The 17,413-nt window shown below is 54.0% G+C and carries 14 protein-coding genes; 4 read left to right on the top strand and 10 right to left on the bottom strand.

The genetic code is table 11. From position 1 onward, the window contains the following. The first annotated feature begins 105 nt into the window (after positions 1-105). Positions 106-1,050 carry an AraC family transcriptional regulator gene (locus AC4EYZ_RS06570; protein ID WP_039858993.1) on the top strand — a complete coding sequence of 315 codons (945 nt, stop codon included), beginning with the start codon at positions 106-108 and terminating at the stop codon, positions 1,048-1,050. Between the two features lie 63 nt (positions 1,051-1,113). Continuing rightward, a complete protein-coding gene (locus tag AC4EYZ_RS06565) occupies positions 1,114-2,376 on the top strand; it encodes a dicarboxylate/amino acid:cation symporter (protein ID WP_490204183.1) in 1,263 nt (420 codons plus the stop codon). A 44-nt stretch (positions 2,377-2,420) separates the two neighbouring features. Here AC4EYZ_RS06565 and AC4EYZ_RS06560 read toward each other — a convergent pair whose 3' ends face one another. The 6 genes from AC4EYZ_RS06560 to AC4EYZ_RS06535 all read right to left on the bottom strand — a co-directional run bounded on the left by AC4EYZ_RS06560 (position 2,421) and on the right by AC4EYZ_RS06535 (position 7,832). Then, the gene (locus tag AC4EYZ_RS06560) at positions 2,421-3,437 is read right to left on the bottom strand and encodes a proline racemase family protein (protein WP_022523626.1); all 1,017 of its coding nucleotides are present in this window, start codon (positions 3,435-3,437) and stop codon (positions 2,421-2,423) included. Positions 3,438-3,483: 46 nt separating this feature from the next. After that, positions 3,484-4,764, bottom strand: coding sequence for a TRAP transporter large permease (locus tag AC4EYZ_RS06555; protein ID WP_027957204.1), 1,281 nt, complete (start codon positions 4,762-4,764; stop codon positions 3,484-3,486). Next, positions 4,761-5,258 carry a TRAP transporter small permease gene (locus AC4EYZ_RS06550; protein WP_414121197.1) on the bottom strand — a complete coding sequence of 166 codons (498 nt, stop codon included), beginning with the start codon at positions 5,256-5,258 and terminating at the stop codon, positions 4,761-4,763. The genes AC4EYZ_RS06555 and AC4EYZ_RS06550 overlap by 4 nt, the downstream gene beginning before the upstream one ends. A 60-nt stretch (positions 5,259-5,318) precedes the next feature. Next, entirely contained in the window at positions 5,319-6,305 is a 987-nt protein-coding gene (locus AC4EYZ_RS06545) for a TRAP transporter substrate-binding protein (RefSeq protein WP_022523623.1), read from the bottom strand. Between the two features lie 183 nt (positions 6,306-6,488). Then, positions 6,489-7,466: a GlxA family transcriptional regulator gene (locus tag AC4EYZ_RS06540; RefSeq protein WP_035538928.1), complete on the bottom strand. Its 978-nt coding sequence runs from the start codon at positions 7,464-7,466 to the stop codon at positions 6,489-6,491. Between the two features lie 192 nt (positions 7,467-7,658). Further along, entirely contained in the window at positions 7,659-7,832 is a 174-nt protein-coding gene (locus AC4EYZ_RS06535) for a YqaE/Pmp3 family membrane protein (RefSeq protein WP_179929299.1), read from the bottom strand. 155 nt (positions 7,833-7,987) lie between these two features. Here AC4EYZ_RS06535 and AC4EYZ_RS06530 point away from each other — a divergent pair, with 155 nt between their 5' ends. After that, complete coding sequence (locus AC4EYZ_RS06530) at positions 7,988-10,051, top strand: TonB-dependent receptor family protein (protein ID WP_474191203.1); 2,064 nt, start codon at positions 7,988-7,990, stop codon at positions 10,049-10,051. Between the two features lie 90 nt (positions 10,052-10,141). On the opposite strand, the gene AC4EYZ_RS06525 is transcribed toward AC4EYZ_RS06530, so the two are convergent. From AC4EYZ_RS06525 to AC4EYZ_RS06515, 3 genes are all read right to left on the bottom strand, one after another. Then, positions 10,142-12,697 carry a glucose/quinate/shikimate family membrane-bound PQQ-dependent dehydrogenase gene (locus AC4EYZ_RS06525; RefSeq protein ID WP_474191202.1) on the bottom strand — a complete coding sequence of 852 codons (2,556 nt, stop codon included), beginning with the start codon at positions 12,695-12,697 and terminating at the stop codon, positions 10,142-10,144. Positions 12,698-12,958: 261 nt separating this feature from the next. Further along, positions 12,959-13,957 (bottom strand): NADP-dependent oxidoreductase, encoded by a 999-nt coding sequence (locus AC4EYZ_RS06520; RefSeq protein ID WP_474191201.1) that lies wholly within the window; start codon positions 13,955-13,957, stop codon positions 12,959-12,961. A gap of 242 nt (positions 13,958-14,199) precedes the next feature. After that, a complete protein-coding gene (locus AC4EYZ_RS06515; RefSeq protein WP_027957199.1) occupies positions 14,200-14,580 on the bottom strand; it encodes a septal ring lytic transglycosylase RlpA family protein in 381 nt (126 codons plus the stop codon). 325 nt (positions 14,581-14,905) lie between these two features. Here AC4EYZ_RS06515 and AC4EYZ_RS06510 point away from each other — a divergent pair, with 325 nt between their 5' ends. Beyond that, positions 14,906-16,351 carry a hypothetical protein gene (locus tag AC4EYZ_RS06510; RefSeq protein ID WP_490204182.1) on the top strand — a complete coding sequence of 482 codons (1,446 nt, stop codon included), beginning with the start codon at positions 14,906-14,908 and terminating at the stop codon, positions 16,349-16,351. Between the two features lie 103 nt (positions 16,352-16,454). Here AC4EYZ_RS06510 and AC4EYZ_RS06505 read toward each other — a convergent pair whose 3' ends face one another. Beyond that, positions 16,455-17,333 carry a DMT family transporter gene (locus AC4EYZ_RS06505; protein ID WP_474192275.1) on the bottom strand — a complete coding sequence of 293 codons (879 nt, stop codon included), beginning with the start codon at positions 17,331-17,333 and terminating at the stop codon, positions 16,455-16,457. Positions 17,334-17,413: the final 80 nt, after the last annotated feature.

The raw sequence follows: 17,413 nt of genomic DNA, 5'->3' as shown, positions 1-17,413 counted from the left end.
AAAGGTGGGCGGCGAGACAAGCAACACAGCATGTATATTGCTCTTATGATGTTATTGGCTCTTAGAGTTGATTCAGGTGCGGCACGCATGACCAAGGTGGTTAACATGACACTGAAGAGCGATTCTGTGGTTTACAGCAATATCGTCGAATGCTTATACCAACTCGCACCACACGAGGGATATACCCAGTCGTTACTGGATGGCGTACGCTTTATGCGTTCTAACCGCCCGCTTAAAAACACCTCTGTGCTCTACGAGCCGAGTATCGTCATCATCTGCCAAGGCCGAAAGCGTGGCTATTTGGGAGATGAGGTGTATATCTACGATGCGCAGCGCTATTTGGTGCTATCAGTACCCTTGCCGTTTACTTCGGAAACAGAAGCCAGCCCTGACGAGCCAATGCTGGGTATTGCTATCCGCCTGGATGCGGTGGTAATCGCCGAATTGGTGACGATGTTGGAGGCGTCAGGCGAGTATGGGTTTGAGGCGCCGCGCGGCATGCTTTCAAGCCTGCTGGAAGAGCCGCTGGCAGATGCGACATTACGTTTATTGAATGCGCTTACCTCACCAACGGATGCGCATATTCTTGCCCCTTTTATTGTCAGGGAGATCTGCTATCGGGTATTGACGGGAGAGCAGGGCGGCAGTGTTCGAACAGCGCTCTCCCATTATGGGCAATTTGGTAAAATTGCTAAGGCGCTCAACCGTATTCATGCTAACTATGCCGATGCGCTGGAAGTAGCAAGCCTGGCGAATGAAGCTGGCATGAGTGCGCCAGCCTTTCACGTACACTTCAAGGCGGTCACCCAGACCTCACCTATCCAGTACATTAAATCCACCCGCTTGCACCATGCTCGGCTGTTAATGATACGTGATGGGTTGACGGCTGCCGCGGCCGCTAGCCGAGTGGGCTATGAAAGCCCCTCCCAGTTTAGTCGTGAATTCAAGCGCTTCTTTGGCCGCCCACCAGCAGAGGAGGTGCGTACCATGAAGGCAAGCCTTGATTTATTGCCGCCTACTCACCTGGTAGATATCGCTGTGCCACACTAATAGAGTGTGATGTACGCTTATCAAATTAGACCAACCAACTTCTTCAAATCTGTAGGGACGCAAATGACTCGTATATGGAAGGCCTATGCTCAGGCATCGTTGATTTTACGCGTCACTGTTGCGCTTGTTCTGGGCGTTGTCGTTGGGCTTATTGGTGGTGAGACAGTGGCTGCGTGGCTAGCGCCGCTGGGTGACCTGCTGCTACGGCTGCTTACTTTTCTGATTGTCCCCATTGTACTGTTTACGCTGATGGTGGGGGTGAATCAGTCCCGGGAGGGAAGAGCTGGCCGCGTGGGCGGCAAGGTGTTTGGTTATTACCTTACCTCTTCAGCGCTGGCGATCATGGTGGGCTTAGCGGTTGCCACGTTGTTTAGTCCCGGCAGCGGTATGACGTTGGATGAGAGTGCCAGTTTCTCGGTGCCCGAGAATCCAGGCGTTGTCGATACGCTGCTGAATATAGTGCCGGATAATATTATTGGTGCGTTTGCCGAACTCAACATGTTGGGCATTATTTTTACGGCGCTGGTGTTTGGCATCGCGCTGCTAAAAATGCGCCAGTCGGAGCGCCAGCATGCCATGGGGGAACGCCTTTATGGGGTGATTGAAGCGCTAAACGAGGTCACTCTAAAAGTAATGTCGGGGGTATTGCACTACGTGCCCATCGGCGTGTTTGCGATTGTCGCCGAAACGGTGAGTCAGCAGGGGTTGGCAACGCTGCTCTCATTGGGCGATATGGTGATTGTGCTTTATATCGCCCTGGCAACCCAGCTGCTGATTTATTGCGGCATCATGCGGCTGTTTGGCGTGAAGCTGCGCACCTTTTTTCGCGAAGCCCGTACGCCCATGGCCACGGCGTTTGCTACCCAGAGTAGCTCGGGTACGTTACCGCTAACGGTTAATGCTGCCCACCGCTTAGGAATTCCCAAAAGCATCTATGGTTTTAGTCTGCCGTTAGGGGCTACTTTAAATATGGATGGAGCGGCGATTCGTATCGCCATCTCGGCGGTGTTTGCCGCCAACGTGATTGGTGCACCGCTGGATTTCATCAGCATGGTGCAAATAGTGTTGATCGGCACGCTAGTGTCGGTGGGCACGGCAGGGGTGCCGGGGGCCGGTATCATAATGATTGCCACAGTATTTACTCAGGTGGGCCTGCCAATTGAAACCGTCGCGTTGCTCACCGCTATCGATGCACTGGTGGGAATGGGATGTACGGCGCTGAACGTGACAGGCGACTTGGTCGGCACCTCCGTGATAGCCCGTAGTGAAGGCGAGGAGTTGCAAGAGGAGCCCGTCGAGGACGCGGGGTTGGCAGTAAAAGGGTAGTGTGTTTATCTCCCCCCTGAGAACGACTTAGGGGGGAGATCGCGTTAACCAATCATAAAGCCGCGACCCACGGGGTCTCTCTCATCAATCAGCCATTTGGCATAACCGATCAGTTCAGCGGTGCCTTGCACGCTTGGACGAATGGCAGAATAACCACCAATTTCGGTTTTACCCAATATTTTGCCAGTGAAACGGCCGCTTCCCAGCAGGCCTTCCGAGTAAATTTCCTTGTTCTCTTCCAGTTCATTTCGTGCGTGAAACATGGCCATCATGGCGCTGGTTCCAGTGCCACCAGGCGAGCGATCCAGCTTGCCGCCTGAGAACACATGGACGTTGCGGTAAAGTGAATCTGGCTGCGTTCCCTCATGCCAGAACGTAACGAAATTCAGACCATTGATGTGAGCATGTACGGGGTGACGAATCGTCATGCGTTTATTCAATTCTGCCTTGACCGCCTCTCCCGCCATCGAAAAATAACTGCCATTTTCGGGGCAGATGGGTTGCTTGTCAGATGGAATGCGAATGATAGCGAAGAAGTTGCCACCAAATACCAGGTCAGCCTTTAGTGTACCCAGCCCCGGAACGTCAACAGGAATGTCCTGCTCCATCACGAAGGCGGGCACATTTTCAAAGCGAGTCCAATGCACTTTGTCGGCATCGGCTTTGACCTCCGAGACGACGGTGCCAGCGGTAGTTTCAAAACGGATGCGTGTCATGCCGTCTTCTTGTGCTGGGGGCGCCAAGCGGTGAGAAACCATCGCCATGGAAAGGGCTATGGTGCCGTGACCACACATGTCGACGAACTGTTCGCCATCCATCCATAGCATGCCAGCGTCATGATGTTCATCGGAAGGTGGGGTTAGAAAAACACCAAACATGTGCTGGTGGCCGCGGGGTTCACGCATCAGACTAGTGCGGACATGGTCGTGGTGCTCTTTCAAATAAGCGCGTTTGGATAGAATGTTGCTGCCATACGGGTAGGGAATGCCAGCATGCACAATGCAGGTTGGCTCGCCTTCCGTATGGGTATAGATAACGTCAAGGAACTGTTGGTTTTTCATGGTTGCTTCTTCCTGTGGGCTGTGCGGTTGGGTTATTAGTCTTGGGTTAAAGGCCGAACCAGCGGGGTACGCTCATGACCATGCCAGCAGGCCAGACAATCACGGCGAGCAGCACCGCCAGCATCACGGCAATGAACGGTAGGTTGGCGTAGGTAATGCGGATGATATCGACACGTGAAATCACGCTCGTAATAAACAAGGCGGCCCCGACCGGTGGTGTCTGCTGGCCAATACCCCAGCAAAGAATGACCACCATGGCGAACTGGAGAGGGTCTATGCCTAGCAACTGAACACTGGGCAGGAACAGTGGCACGACTATGAACATCATCGCGATGCCATCGAGGAAGGTACCGGCAATAATCAAGACGATGCTCAAAATCAGCAGGAAGCCGATGGGGCCCATATCCAGAGCTGCTATCGGCCCGAGAACTAGCTGCCCGAGACTTTGGTAAGTGAAGGTGTAGCCGAGTGTATGTGCCGCTGCCGTCACAAACATGACCGCACCGGTCAACACGGCACTCTCAACCAGGGCACGGTAAAGCGCACGTAGTGAAAGCGAACGATAAAGCACCATGCCAGCGAAGATGCCATAAGCGACTGCCACGGCGGAGGCTTCGGTCGGTGTGAAAATGCCGCCGAGGATACCGCCGAGGATGATGACTGGCATTAGCAGGGCCGGGAATGCACTGACCAAGCTACTGCCCAGTTGCCTGATCGAAAATGCAGCTTCGATAGGATATTGGCGTTTCACCGATATCCACCACGCCATCAGCATGAGTCCTATGGCAATGAGGAGCCCTGAGACTAGACCGGCAGCAAATAACGCCCCTGTCGAAAGTCCCATATAGGCACTCAATAACACCATGGGCACGCTGGGAGGAATGATGATGCCAATAGTGGAGGAGGAGGCAGTCACGGCGGCAGTAAAGGGTGCGGAGTAACCCCGTTTGACCATCTGGGGGATCATCACACCGCCCACGGCGGCCGTATCTGACATGGAGGTGCCGCTCATGCCTGCAAAGAACATGGAGGTCAAGATATTGACCGCCGCCAGCCCACCCCGTATGGCCCCCACCATGGAACGAGCCAGATCGACAAGCCGTGCTGAAATACCGCTGTGGTTCATTATCTGGCCCGCTAGAATGAACAGCGGAACAGCCAATAGCGGAAAGGACTCGGTACCTCGGTATAGGCGCTGTACCAGCACGAGCATATCGACACCGGAAAAAGCGAGTACGCCGATAGAAACAAGTGTCAAAGCGAAGGCGATTGGCATGGCCAGCCCAATCAGAGCCAGAAGTGCAAGTAGTATGACGAGTAGAATCATAGCTCTGGCTCCTCCAGAGCGGCTCTTCGAGCAGCTTCATAGGGCGGTATCTTTGCCTTGGCGGCAACGACACACTGGCGAACCAATTCCAGCAACATGCCCGCGCCGGAGATAGGCACGGCGGAGTAGAAAAGCCACTGAGGTGCACCTAGCATAAGCGTTGTACGGTTGGAAAAGGTGAGTGTTTGTTCCAAGCCCCACACGATCATGATGACGCAGACCAGCCCTATCAGTGCCTGGTTGATAAAGAACAATACCCATTGACCGCGATAGGGAAGTAAGGCAGCGATAACATCAATACGTAGATGAGCGCCTTGCCTGAGTGCCAGATAACCGCAGAAAAAGGTAATGTAGACCAGCAGACCCACTAAGACTTCGGCGCTCCACGATAGCGAGGCATTCAGGATGTAGCGCGCAGCCACTGCCGCTATTGCCAGGAGAGTAATGGCAGCCAACAGCAGTGCCGCGACCGCTTCAAAAAAACGATCAAGCATGGTAGTACTCCCGGGAGTAGCGACGGGCAGAAAGTGCCCGCCGGGAAGTGTGCTCTGTCGTTAGGGGAGGTCGGCGATGCGTTGCACCATGTCACGTGCCTCTTGTGACAGTCCTTCGGTAAAGGAGTCCCATAGAGGTTGAGAGGCTGCTATGAAGGCGTCAGTGTCTACCTCGTTCACTTCCATGCCGTTCTCTTTTACAAGCTCCACGACGCTCTGATCCGCTTGTTCTCCAAAGTTAACCGTTGCCTCGAAGGCCTGTTCGCCACCCTCGAGTAGAGCTTGCTGAACGCTGGCATCAAGATCCTGGAAACGTGACTCGTTCATCAGCAGGAAGCCGACGGTGTAAACATGTCCAGAGAGTGAGAGGTAATCCTGTACTTCGTAAAAGCGGCTGGCCTCTACTTCGACGAGAGGATTTTCTTGGCCATCGAAGACACCGGTCTGAAGGGCGGAGTAAAGTTCTGGATAAGGCAGCGGGGAAGCGTTAGCGCCATAGGCATTAAACATCTCGACACGCTGGCGGCTGCCAGGGGTACGGATTCTTAACCCGTCAAGATCCTCAGGTTTTTCAATGGCATGACTATTGTTGGTAATATGACGGAAACCTCCTTCATAAAAACCGATAACACGGTAGCCTTGCTTTTGAAGCTTGTCTTTTAATTCTTGACCAATTTCACCGCTCAGGACATTGCTCACATGCTCCCTGTCTCGAAATAGATAGGGAAGTGAAAGAATACCCATATCTTCATCAATGGTAGTAATCGGCGTTTCAATAGTGGCGATATCTAACAAGCGTGTATCTATTGCTTCTATATTGCTGACTTGATCGCCAAGTGAACCAGAATGAAAAAGTTTTATGTCGGCACTGTTATTGGTCGCTTCTGCCACGTGTGCGGCTAGGGCATTCAACCCCGCCATCTGGATGCCTTGCTGGCTTCCAATGGTCGCCGCTCGAAGCTCTAGCTCGGCGGCAGCTACCTGGCCTGCCAAACCGAGCCCTAGGGCGAAGGAAGCAATATATCGTACGGAGGAAAGTGCTTTCATGGTGACGCTCCGGAGGTTGTTTTTGCGGGAGTCATGTCACGGACCTTTACGATCACGTGTCTCTAGAGTAGGTCTGCGCCACCATGATTTATAGAATAAAAGAGACAGAAAATTGAATTTTTTGGACGGATTGCGCACGTAGTAACTGTTTGAAAATCATGACAGCAGGCGGCTAACGAAGAGCTACAAACGTTTTTCCTGACGGCGTGACTGGCCTGGGCTACAAGCGAAATGCGTATGAAAGTCTCGGGCGAGATGAGCGGCATCGGAGAAACCGCAGTCAGCGGCAATATCGGCAATTGAGCTGTCGGTATGGTGGAGTAGCCAGTCTGCATAGCGCAGGCGCATGATTTTGAAGTAGCGCATAGGTGTGATTCCCAGTTCTTGACGAAAGAGTCGATCAAGCTGTCGGGGGCTTAAATTGATCCGCTTGGCCAGGTCACAAGCACTTAGACGGGTATTCAGCGATTGCTCCATGGTGAGTACGGCTACCCGGACTCGCTCATCGCGAATTTCATGGATGGCTTCAAAAAAGTGTGTTTGTGGAGAGTTGGACGTACGCATGCCGTTTAAGATCATGTGACGAACCGCCTGCTGGGCCTTCTCGGGGCCACATGTGCGATGAATCAGGTGCAGGGCCATATCCGTTGCACCTGACGAGCCTGCACAAGTGATTACCCTGGCGGATTCCAGAAATATTCGATCGGGAGTGGCATCGATTTTGGGAAACTGTTGGCGAAAATCATTGATTACGTTCCAGTGCACACATACCCGTTGGCCTCTCAGCAGGCCTGCACGGGCAATAGCAAACGTGCCAGTACATACACCGACAAGTTTCACTCCTTTGCTATGCGCTTCCTTGAGATATTGACTCAGTGCCTGATCTTCGTGGGGATTGAGATAATTATTACCACCACAAACGGCAATATGAGTGAATTCACTCGGTTCACGATATGGTGTTTGTGGGTGGGCCTCCAAGCCGCAGCTGGAGGTGATTGGACCGGGGCCCATGATCTGCCAGCTACAGTGGATTTGTCGGCTTCGGCCACCCTTGTCGGCAGCCAAGCGCAATGAATCGATGAACCCTGCAAAGGCATTCATGGTAAATAGCGGGAGTAGGATAAATCCGACGCGCAGAGGCGGTTGATGGCCCAATGGCATAGGGGGGAGGCTCTTGATGGTGAGTAGGCACGACTCCTTAGAGTATGCCCTGAGCCAGCCTAAGGTGCCATGGCCGGACTTTACGCATATCCATACGCATAGTAGTCATCGATAACGATCCCATTTGAACCCAAACAGGCGCCCCTAAATAGAGACGCCTGTTTAGTTAAAGCAATCTACTGCTCTCGGGTATCAGTGCTTCAATATCACATAAAGCGCATGAATGATGCCCGGTATGAAGCCAAATAGCGTTAGAATAATATTCAGCCAGAAATGCCCTTTAAAACCGACCTCAAAAAATACGCCGAGCGGGGGAAGTATTACGGCAAAAATCATTTTGATTGGATCAGTCGCTGTAAACGCCATGAAGCCTCCTTTGCTTTCATTGGTGTAACTTGTACAAGTGTAGGCACGATCAACCTACTTTATCCATGCCTTGGCTAATTCCCTGTGACTAGCCGAGTAGGCAATCGTTCAATTCCGTCATTTATTTCCGCTCTACGCTGTTTGGGAGGGACTCCGTGTTCATCAAAGTGCCATTAAAAGTAACTACCACGTCTTTTTGTTTATTAAGCTGTCTTGGCGCTGGCCAGAGTTGGGCACAAGAGAGTCCGTCAACTGACAACACGCTGGCCACACTTCAAGTGACGGCGCCACGACTATCGCGAGAGCTTTACGCCACGCCCGCTGCGGTTTCAACGCTCGACCGTGAGGCGATTGCTCAGGGGCAGCAGCGCACACGGCTGGATGAGGCGTTAGTGCGCGTGCCTGGCATGTTTTTGCAAAACCGCGATAACTTTGCCCAAGGCCAGCGAATCTCCATTCGCGGCTTCGGCGCTCGGGCGCCGTTTGGCGTTCGCGGTATTACCGTGATGGTGGATGGCATTCCGTATACGTTACCCGATGGTCAGGCACAGTTAGATGCCATTGATCTGGACAGCGCTGAGCGCATCGAAGTTATCCGTGGGCCCTCTTCGGTACTTTACGGCAACGCGGCGGGTGGGGTAATTGATGTGACCACCGCCGATGGCCGCGATAACCCTGGCTCAAGCGTGCGAACCGAGGTGGGCAGTGATGGCTACCGTAAGGCGGTCGTACAAACCGGTGGAGCCCAGGGTGATTGGTCGCACCATGTGAGCTTCTCGGCACTCAATGTGGATGGTTATCGGGAACAGAGCTCTACGGAGAAATACCTGCTGAATGCCAAACTGCGAAGAGAGTTAGGCAGTGATCGGGCGTTAACCGCGATTATCAACCTGCTGGACAACCCCCGTTCCGAAGATCCTGGCGCGCTGAACGCGCGTGAAGTGGCCAGTGGCCGTGATCAAGCAGCGCCGAACTCATTGGCGTTGGATGCAGGACAGAACGTAGATCAGCAGCTTCTTGGCTTACAGTACGAAGATTTATCCGCTGGCCCTGGTGAGTTCTATTTAAAAGGCTTTGTTGCGCAGCGCGATTTTGAGCAGCAACTGCCCTATGTGGGCGATAGCCGTATCGGCTACCAGCGTGATTATCTGGGCGCGAGTGCTGAGTATCACCATGAAGTCAGCTTGGGCAGCCTGCCGCTGAGCTATATCACCGGTGTCGATGTGGCGCGTCAAGACGACGAGCGCTTTAGGAACGATGTAAATGGCCAAGGTGTGGTCGGCGAGCAACTGGCGGAAGAGACCCAAACGGCGACCTCCGCTGGAGTATTTGCCCAGGGCGATTTAGCGCTGACCGAGCAGGTAACGCTCTCGCTTGGCGCACGCTTTGACCGAGTGGAGCTAGAAGTAGATGATCGCTATCAGGACGATGGCGATCAAAGCGGTGACCAGACCTTCAATGAGTGGAGCGGTTCGGCGGGGTTAAGTTACCGTTATCGTCCGCAGCATCAAGCCTATATCAATACCGGTACGGCGTTTGAAACGCCTACGTTCTCCGAGTTTGCCAATCCGGCGGGCGGTGGTTTTAACCCGTCGGTGTCGCCGCAAAAAGCTTGGAATCGTGAAGTGGGGCTGCGGGGCTACGTTGAACCGCTGGCCATGGATTACGATCTGGCGCTATTTTCGGTGCGCGTGCGTGACGAGCTCGTGCCGTATGATGACGGCGGCCGCACCTTCTACCAAAACGCAGGCGACACCGACCGCGACGGCATTGAGCTGGCGCTAGGCTGGCAGCTCGCCGACCAATGGCGGTTGGATAGCGCTCTTACGCTGGCGAGCTATGAGTTTGATCAATTTGCTACACCAACTGAAAGCTTTGGCGGGAATCGCATTCCTGGCCTGCCCGAGCAAACCTGGGTCAATCAACTCACTTGGCAGGGGCTGGATGAGCGCTTTGCCACGCTGGAAACCCAGTACGTGGGCGATATGGTGGCGGACAACGCCAATGAGACAGAGGTCGATAGCTATTGGCTGGTGAACCTGCGGGTGGGCGATGGTTGGCAGTTGGGAAGCGATACACGGCTGAATGCGTATGTGGGCGTGCGCAATCTCTTAGATGAAGAACACTACGCCAACGTGCGCTTGAACGGCACCTTTGGCCGTTTCTATGAACCTGCTCCGGGGCGCAGTGTGTATGGCGGTTTAGAAGTACGCTTTTAAGTCGCATTGCAAGTAAATAAAAACGGGCGGCGCTCATTCATTATTGCTGAGGCCGCCCGTTCTCGTGGGTGATAACGCTAAGTTAGCCGTTTACTCAGGCAGAGCGTAACCAATCACGTAATCGCCCATCTTGGTGCCAAAGGTGCCGTGTCCACCCGCCGTGACGACCACATACTGACGGCCATCCTGGCCGGTGTAGGTCATCGGCGTGGCTTGGCCACCTGCTGGCAGGCGCGCTTTATACAGCTCTTCGCCAGTAGTGATGTCGTAGCCGCGCAGGTACTGATCCAGCGTGCCGCTTAAGAACGACACCCCGCCAGCCGTCGTCAGCGGGCCGCCTAGTGCAGGAACGCCGACGTTCAAGCCAATCGGTAGATCAAACGGCATGCTGTCGCGTGTGGTGCCATTGCGGTGCTTCCACACCACCTCGTTACTTTGCAGATCGATACCGGCTACATCGCCCCAGGAGGGCGCTTGGCAGGGCAGGCCGAGCACTGAAAGCAGCGGGCCAAGCTCAACGGCATAAGGTGCGCCTTCATTGGCTTGTAAACCCTGTTCGCTGGCAGAGCCTTGGCCTTCTTCTACCTCTTCACGAGGAATTAACGTAGACACAAACGCCAGGTATTTAGCGCCAGTGAAGAGCGCTTGGCGCTCGGGATCAACGGCCACACCACCCCAGTTCATTACACCGACATTACCTGGATAAACAATACTGCCTTCCAGCGAAGGTGGCGTGTATTGGCCCTCGTAGCGCAAAGAGTTGAACTGAATGCGGCACATCATTTGATCAAACGGTGAAGCGCCCCACATGTCGCGCTCGGTGAGCGGCGGTGGCAGCAGGTTAAGCGCTGAACGCGGCTGAGTCTCGGCGGTCCAGTCGTCTTCCACGGCGCCCTGAGGTGCAGGAACCTCTTCAATGGGCACAATCGGTTCACCGGTTTCACGGTTCAATACATATAGGCTGCCCTGCTTGGTCGGCTGAATAACCGCGGGCTGGGTGCCATCACTAGTGGCTAGGTCAATCAGTACCGGTTGCGCAGGTGAGTCCATATCCCATAGGTCGTGGTGTACGAACTGGTAAACCCACTCAACCTGACCATCTTCCAGGTTGAGTGCCACTAGACCCGCGCTGTAGGTTTCATCGTTCTCGGTGCGGTCAGCGCCATACTGGTCAGGCGTGGCGTTACCCATTGGCAGGTAAACCAGGCCTAGCTCTTCGTCAACGCTGATCGGTGCCCATACGTTGGGGGAGCCGCGGGTGTAGGTTTCGCCTTCTGGTAGCGGGTCGGTGTCGTCGGGATTACCGCTATCCCAGTTCCATACCAGCTCGCCGGTATGCACATCAAAGGCACGAATAACGCCTGAGGGCTCGTCAATGGAACTGTTGTCGGTGACGTGGCCACCCAGAATAACCAGATTTTCGGTTACCGTTGCAGGGGAGGTGGAGTAGTAACCGCCTGGTGAGAAATCGCCAATATTGTTGGTGAGATCAATTTCACCGTTATTGCCAAAGCTGGCACACCGCTCACCCGTATCCGCATTCAGCGCAATCAAGCGTGCATCCGCCGTGGGTAGGTAGAGCCTGCGTGGGCACATGACGTCGGTCTCGCTGAGCATGGGTTGCTGCGGGGCGCCGTTTTCTTCTTCAACACCAAACAGCAGTGACAAGAAGGAGAGATCCAGACTGAAAATATCGCTGTCATCGAAGATATCGAAAGAGAGTGCCGTTGCATTGCTCGGGGCTGCGTCACTGTTCGTCACTTCTGTGCTATCGGTAGCAGAGTCATTAGTGTCAGTAGAATAGTTTGCGGCGTCATAGTAGGCGAGGCCGCGGCAGGTCATATGTGCCCAGCCAGAAAAGTCATCCGCCCCCATGGTGCTGATCTCGGGGTCAAATGCCCACAGGGTTTCACCGGTCTCGGGTGACAGCGCCATTGCCCGGCTGTGAGAGGTACAGATATACAGGCTGTCATTCACTTTCAGCGGGGTATTTTGATTGGTGATCTCCGGGGGCGCATTGGGGCCCGCTTTGTCACCGGTTTGAATCCGCCATACCTCTTCAAGCTCGCCGATGTTTTCCGGCGTAATTTGAGCAAGGGAAGAGTAGTGGGTGCCTGCATTGGTGCCTCCATAGGCGGGCCAATCATCGCCCGCCACTTGGGCAGGGTTTACGCTATCGGTCGTTGATTGGTTGTTAGCGGCTAGCGACCCTTCGATAGTACCGGGATCGTTAAACTGGCTGGCAATGGCCACGATAACAGCGGCAGTAATGCTGCCAACAAGCGCCAGACTGCCGCCTTTTGAGTGTAGTGGCTTACGCCACCAGGGCAGGAGCAGCAGAATACCTATTAAACAGAGAATGGCAACGCGAGGCACTAACTGCCACCAGTCGAGACCAACCTCCCACAGAGCCCACACTAATGTGGCAAAAAGAATCAGCGCGTAGAGCCACAGAGCGGCGCCTTTGCGCAGAGCAAATAGAATGCCGCAAGCAATAATGCTAAGCCCGGCAATTAAGTAGTAGGCGCTGCCGCCTACGCTGACGAGCTTGCTGCCGCCAAAAGCAAGCACCAAGCCGATAATAAATAGTAGCAGGCCAACTATAATAGCTGGCCATTTACTGTGAGCGCGCGTGCTTTCTTCCATGAGATTTCCCCTAGTGAAACGTACTTAATACGTTAATGCATGCCGCTTAAACCCTAAATTCAAGCAATAAGTGCCAAGCGGCGAACCCGCAACGCGCTTTAACCCATCGGCGGCGCCGATGGGTTAAAACACACCGCTATGGTGGATGATTTTAATAATCAATTCGCTATTGGTCTAACGATTTGATGTTTTTTTCTAAGGCGGGTGCCCTACCGCCAGGGTAGTTGATGTCGCGGTAGGGTTAGCCAGAGGGCGTGAGGTTTATAGCTTGACTAGCATTTTACCGGTATTGCCGCCGTCAAACAGGGCCAGGAATGCATCGGGGGTGTTCTCCAGGCCTTCTTTCACTGTCTCTTTATATACCAGCTTACCTTCCGCTACTTGGGGGGCTACTTCGTTCAGGAAATAGGGGTAGCTAGCCCAATGGTCAGCCACAATAAAGCCCTGCATTTTGGCCTTGCGCACTACCAACTGAGAGAGATTGCTCGGGCCGGGGGTAGGCTCTTTTGCATTGTAGCTGTCGATCATGCCGCATACGGCAATCCGCGCACCTTCATTTAGCTGGTTCAATGCTGCTTCTAGGCAGATACCGCCGACGTTTTCGAAATACACATCAATGCCGTTGGGGCTGGCGAGCTTAATGGCGTCGCTTAACTCCTGTGCGGTACGGTCACGATAGCTAACCGGTTCAACGCCCAATGATTCAAGCCAGGCCAGCTTATGCGCAGCCCCGGCAATACCGACCACATGACAACCTTTGGCTTTGGCCAACTGTACTGCCAGGGAGCCTACGGCACCGCTAGCCGCGCTAACCAACACATTGTCACTCGGCTTGCATTCGGCAATCAGGTTGAGGCCAGTCCAGGCGGTCATGCCAGGCATACCGAGTACGCCCAGATAGGCTTGTTCGGGAACATCGATATCGGGTAGCGGCGTGACGCCCTGCGCAGGCAGTTGGGCAATATCCCGCCAACCGCCCATATGGCTCACTTTGTCGCCCACTTTTAAGCTTGAATCATTGGTCTCGATGACTTCGCCAATGGCGCCGCCTTCCATCGGCTTGCCGAGTTCAAACGGCTCCACATAGGTGCGAATGCCGCTCATGCGCCCCCTCATATAAGGGTCGACGGAAAGCCAACGGTTGCGAATACGCACTTCACCTTCGGCTAGGTCGGGTAGGGTTTGTGTTTCCAGCTTGAAGAGCGTGCGATCGGGTAGGCCTTTGGGATAATCGGTAAGCGTATAGAATTGTGACTGCATGGATTTGTCTCCTGCGAATACTGAGCGTGTATCGAACTCCTTGCAGCATAGAGACCATTAGCCTGCTTGCAAGTTCGTTAATGTATCGGGAAGTAAGTCACAAGAGGTAAGCCATATAAAGAAACAGGGTGACCATTGCTGGTCACCCTATCTGTTGACTGCTTTAAGATAACGATGCTTCGTGTGCTGTCGCATTGATTAGGCTAATGGGTATCACACAACAACCAAAGATGTGTTATCCGTTAATCCAACAGCGTTACCATCACTGGAGCTGTACCGCGGCGAATCATGCCAAGCTTCGCTGCCGCGCGTTTAGATAAATCAATAATGCGTCCTTGAATGAAAGGGCCACGATCATTGATCAGTACTTCTACCTCTTGCCCCGTGTCCGGGCGTGTCACCAACACCTTGGTGCCAAACGGCAAACTCGGGTGGGCGGCGGTCAACGCCTGCTGGTCAAAGGGCTCTCCACTGGCAGTGGTCGCTCCTTGAAAGCGGTCACTGTAAAAGGAGGCGACGCCTTCCTGCGTTTCTGTTTCATGTGCAAAAGCACTATTAGCAGCGCTACTTACCACTATCGCTGCCAAACAAATCGTTCGGATCAGTCGTTTTTCGGCTCCCATGGGAGTACCTCGGTTTTGCTTGTTGCGAATCCCGCACTCTTGACGAGGTGCCTGAATAGGCTTTTCGATACTACCCTTGTCGCAACGAGTCAGCAAGCTTTGAGAAGATCGATGCAAATAGGTTCAATTTCAAGATTTTTAAATCTCTGCTTATGTGGCCTTGGGTTTCAGTGACTTATCAACCCAGGTATGAAATGAATAGAGAAAGCACTTTGTGCAAAGCAGCATTCTTCATGAAACGCTCACTTTAATTGAGTAAGCATCTTATAATCACTGACACTTATCTAATTAATGATTGTCATTGCGACTCAACAAGGAACCGCTCATGGCTAGATCTTCTTCGTTTACGTTTGTATTGGTGGCGATCGGTGGCGCAGCCGTTGGTTTTCTCGCTGCTCAAATTATTCCCTTACCGGGGCAAACCGCCGATGAAGCGCCTGCCGAAACTGCTGAGACAACTGATCAGCCGTCCGTTGCCGAGGCTATTGTTGGCCTTGAAAAGCTCACGCTTGATGAGCGCATGCGTGGCGAACTAACCTCGGCCAGCGAGCTGAACGGTAACGATGGCAGCCGCTTCATGCGCTACGCCATCGCACTGGAAGAGGATGAGATTGTTGAGATTTCTCTCAACGGAGCCTTGCAAGGTGTTGTGGCGCTTTATGATGATCAGCTACAGCTGCTCGATAATGCCCCTATCGTTCGTCACCGTATAGAAGAGAGCGGCGACTATGTAGTGGTGGTTAGCGGTGCCGATGCCCACAGTTATGGCCCGTTTACCGTTGTCAGCCGAACCGTTGAGCTGACGGATGCTGACACAGTGGCAGTGGGCGAGCCCATCGATAGTTGGCTGCAAGGGGATGCCCGTGAAATCACCTTGAACATAGAAGAGGCAGGCCTCTACCAACTGGAAATGCGCTCTGACGACTTCGACGCTTACCTGGAGATTGAAGGGCCGAACGGTTACGCCCGCGAAGACGACGACAGCGCCGGTGATTTAGACGCGCGCATCGCTGATTTCCTTGAACCCGGTGAATATACGCTGACGGCACGTAGCGCCTACGATGATGGCAATGGCGTTTATACGCTTTCAGTAGAGCCTCACGAGTTACCGGGTGATGGTGAGCTGCGTAATGATGGAGCGCTCACTCCCGATGACTCTCTCAACGGCTGGTTTAGTGGCCAGGGGCTTAGTTACCAAGTAGAAGTAGAAGAAGCAGGCATGTACCAAATTGAGATGCGCTCCAGCGACATCGATTCCTACCTGGTGCTTGAAGGGCCTAACGGTTACTACCGCGAAGATGATGACAGTGCCGGCAACCTGGATGCTAGCATCGCTGATTTTCTTGCTCCCGGTGAGTATCAGTTAACGGCACGTACTGCCTATGGCGAGAGCAGTGGCATGTTTACGCTCTCCATGGCACCGCGTGATATGCCAGATGTCGATCTGCGTAATGAAGGTACGCTTACCCCTGGTGAAGCGCTTAACGGTTGGTATAGCGGTGAACCGCTGACGTATCAGTTGGAAGTAGAAGAGAGCTCGTTAGTGACGTTGGAAATGCGCTCTGACGATTTTGATACCTTTATTGAGATCAGTGGCCAGGGTTTTGTCGCCAGCGATGACGACGGCGCAGGCGGTACCGACTCACGGCTTCAAGAGCAATTGCTGCCCGGCACTTACACGGTAAGCGCACGCGGGTTTAGCGCTACCGGTAGCGGCTTATTTGAACTAAGCCTCGAAATGGAGCCGACGGATATTCCCCCAGAGCTTTAATTGTTAGCGTTAATCGATAATACCCGCGCCCCTGTTGCTTATCGTGATAGGGGCGTTGGTTTATTGGTCGATGGTGAGGCGTAAATAGTTAGGCGTGAGGAGGTTAACGGCTCGCTTTTAGGCAGCCTACCACCACCAGCGTTGCCGCGGCGGGTAAACGCCAGTCGAGCACGCTCATACCTGCCAATACCAGCAGTAGGGCGGCCAGGATCGGCACGCCATACGCCAAGCTGCCCACAAGGCTTGCGTGCCCCCAGCGCAGCGCTTTATCCCACGCCACCATGGCTACTCCGTAAGGCCCCAAGCCCAGTGCGATGCCCGCGAGTAACGCTTCACCGCTGGGGAGGGCGAGGGTGCCTTCCAGTATTAAGCTGGCTGCCACGGCAATAGCGCAGGCAATCAGCAATAGCCGCGGCAGCAGTGGTGTTAAGGCCACTGGTGCAGCTTGGCTTAACCATGAATAGATCGCCCAGCAGCAGGCAGCCAGCAGTGCTAGCGCGTAGCCCGTGGTGGCACCACCGAGCCCTCCACTGATGGCTTGAGGAACCAGCAGCAGCGCCGCGCCTGAAAACGCAATCAGGGCGCCGACAACCCCTGCGATGCGTAGGCGGCTAAAACGGCTCCATTGGCTGAGCAGCACGAACAGCACAGGCCACGTGTAGGTAATTAGCGCCGCTTCGGCGGCGGGGGCTAGCCGCATACCAATAAAGTAGGTGCTGACGGCGCCAAAGATGAGCAGTGGGATACCCACCCAAACGCTGAGTTGCCAACCCGCGCCGCAGGCAGCGACATTAATGCGGCGGCTTAATGGTAGCGTCGCCAATGATCCCGCTAACAGGGTAACGGCAGTTAACTGCAAGGGCGGTGTCGCTTTGGCAAACTCAGCCAGCAGCGGTGCCGCACTCCAAAGCATCACGGCCACCAGCGCCGCACCAACACTGTACCAACGTGGGAATAACGCAGGGGAGTGAACGGGATGCATAAGAGTTCTCCTTGATTTGAGCATGTACCGAGCAGCATACTCATCATCAATGCATCACAATATCGATCTTTTGTGATCGT

This window comes from Vreelandella sp. 162(4c) (assembly GCF_058152265.1).
Note: the sequence above shows the minus strand (reverse complement) of the source record. Positions and strands in the feature narration are given on the sequence as shown.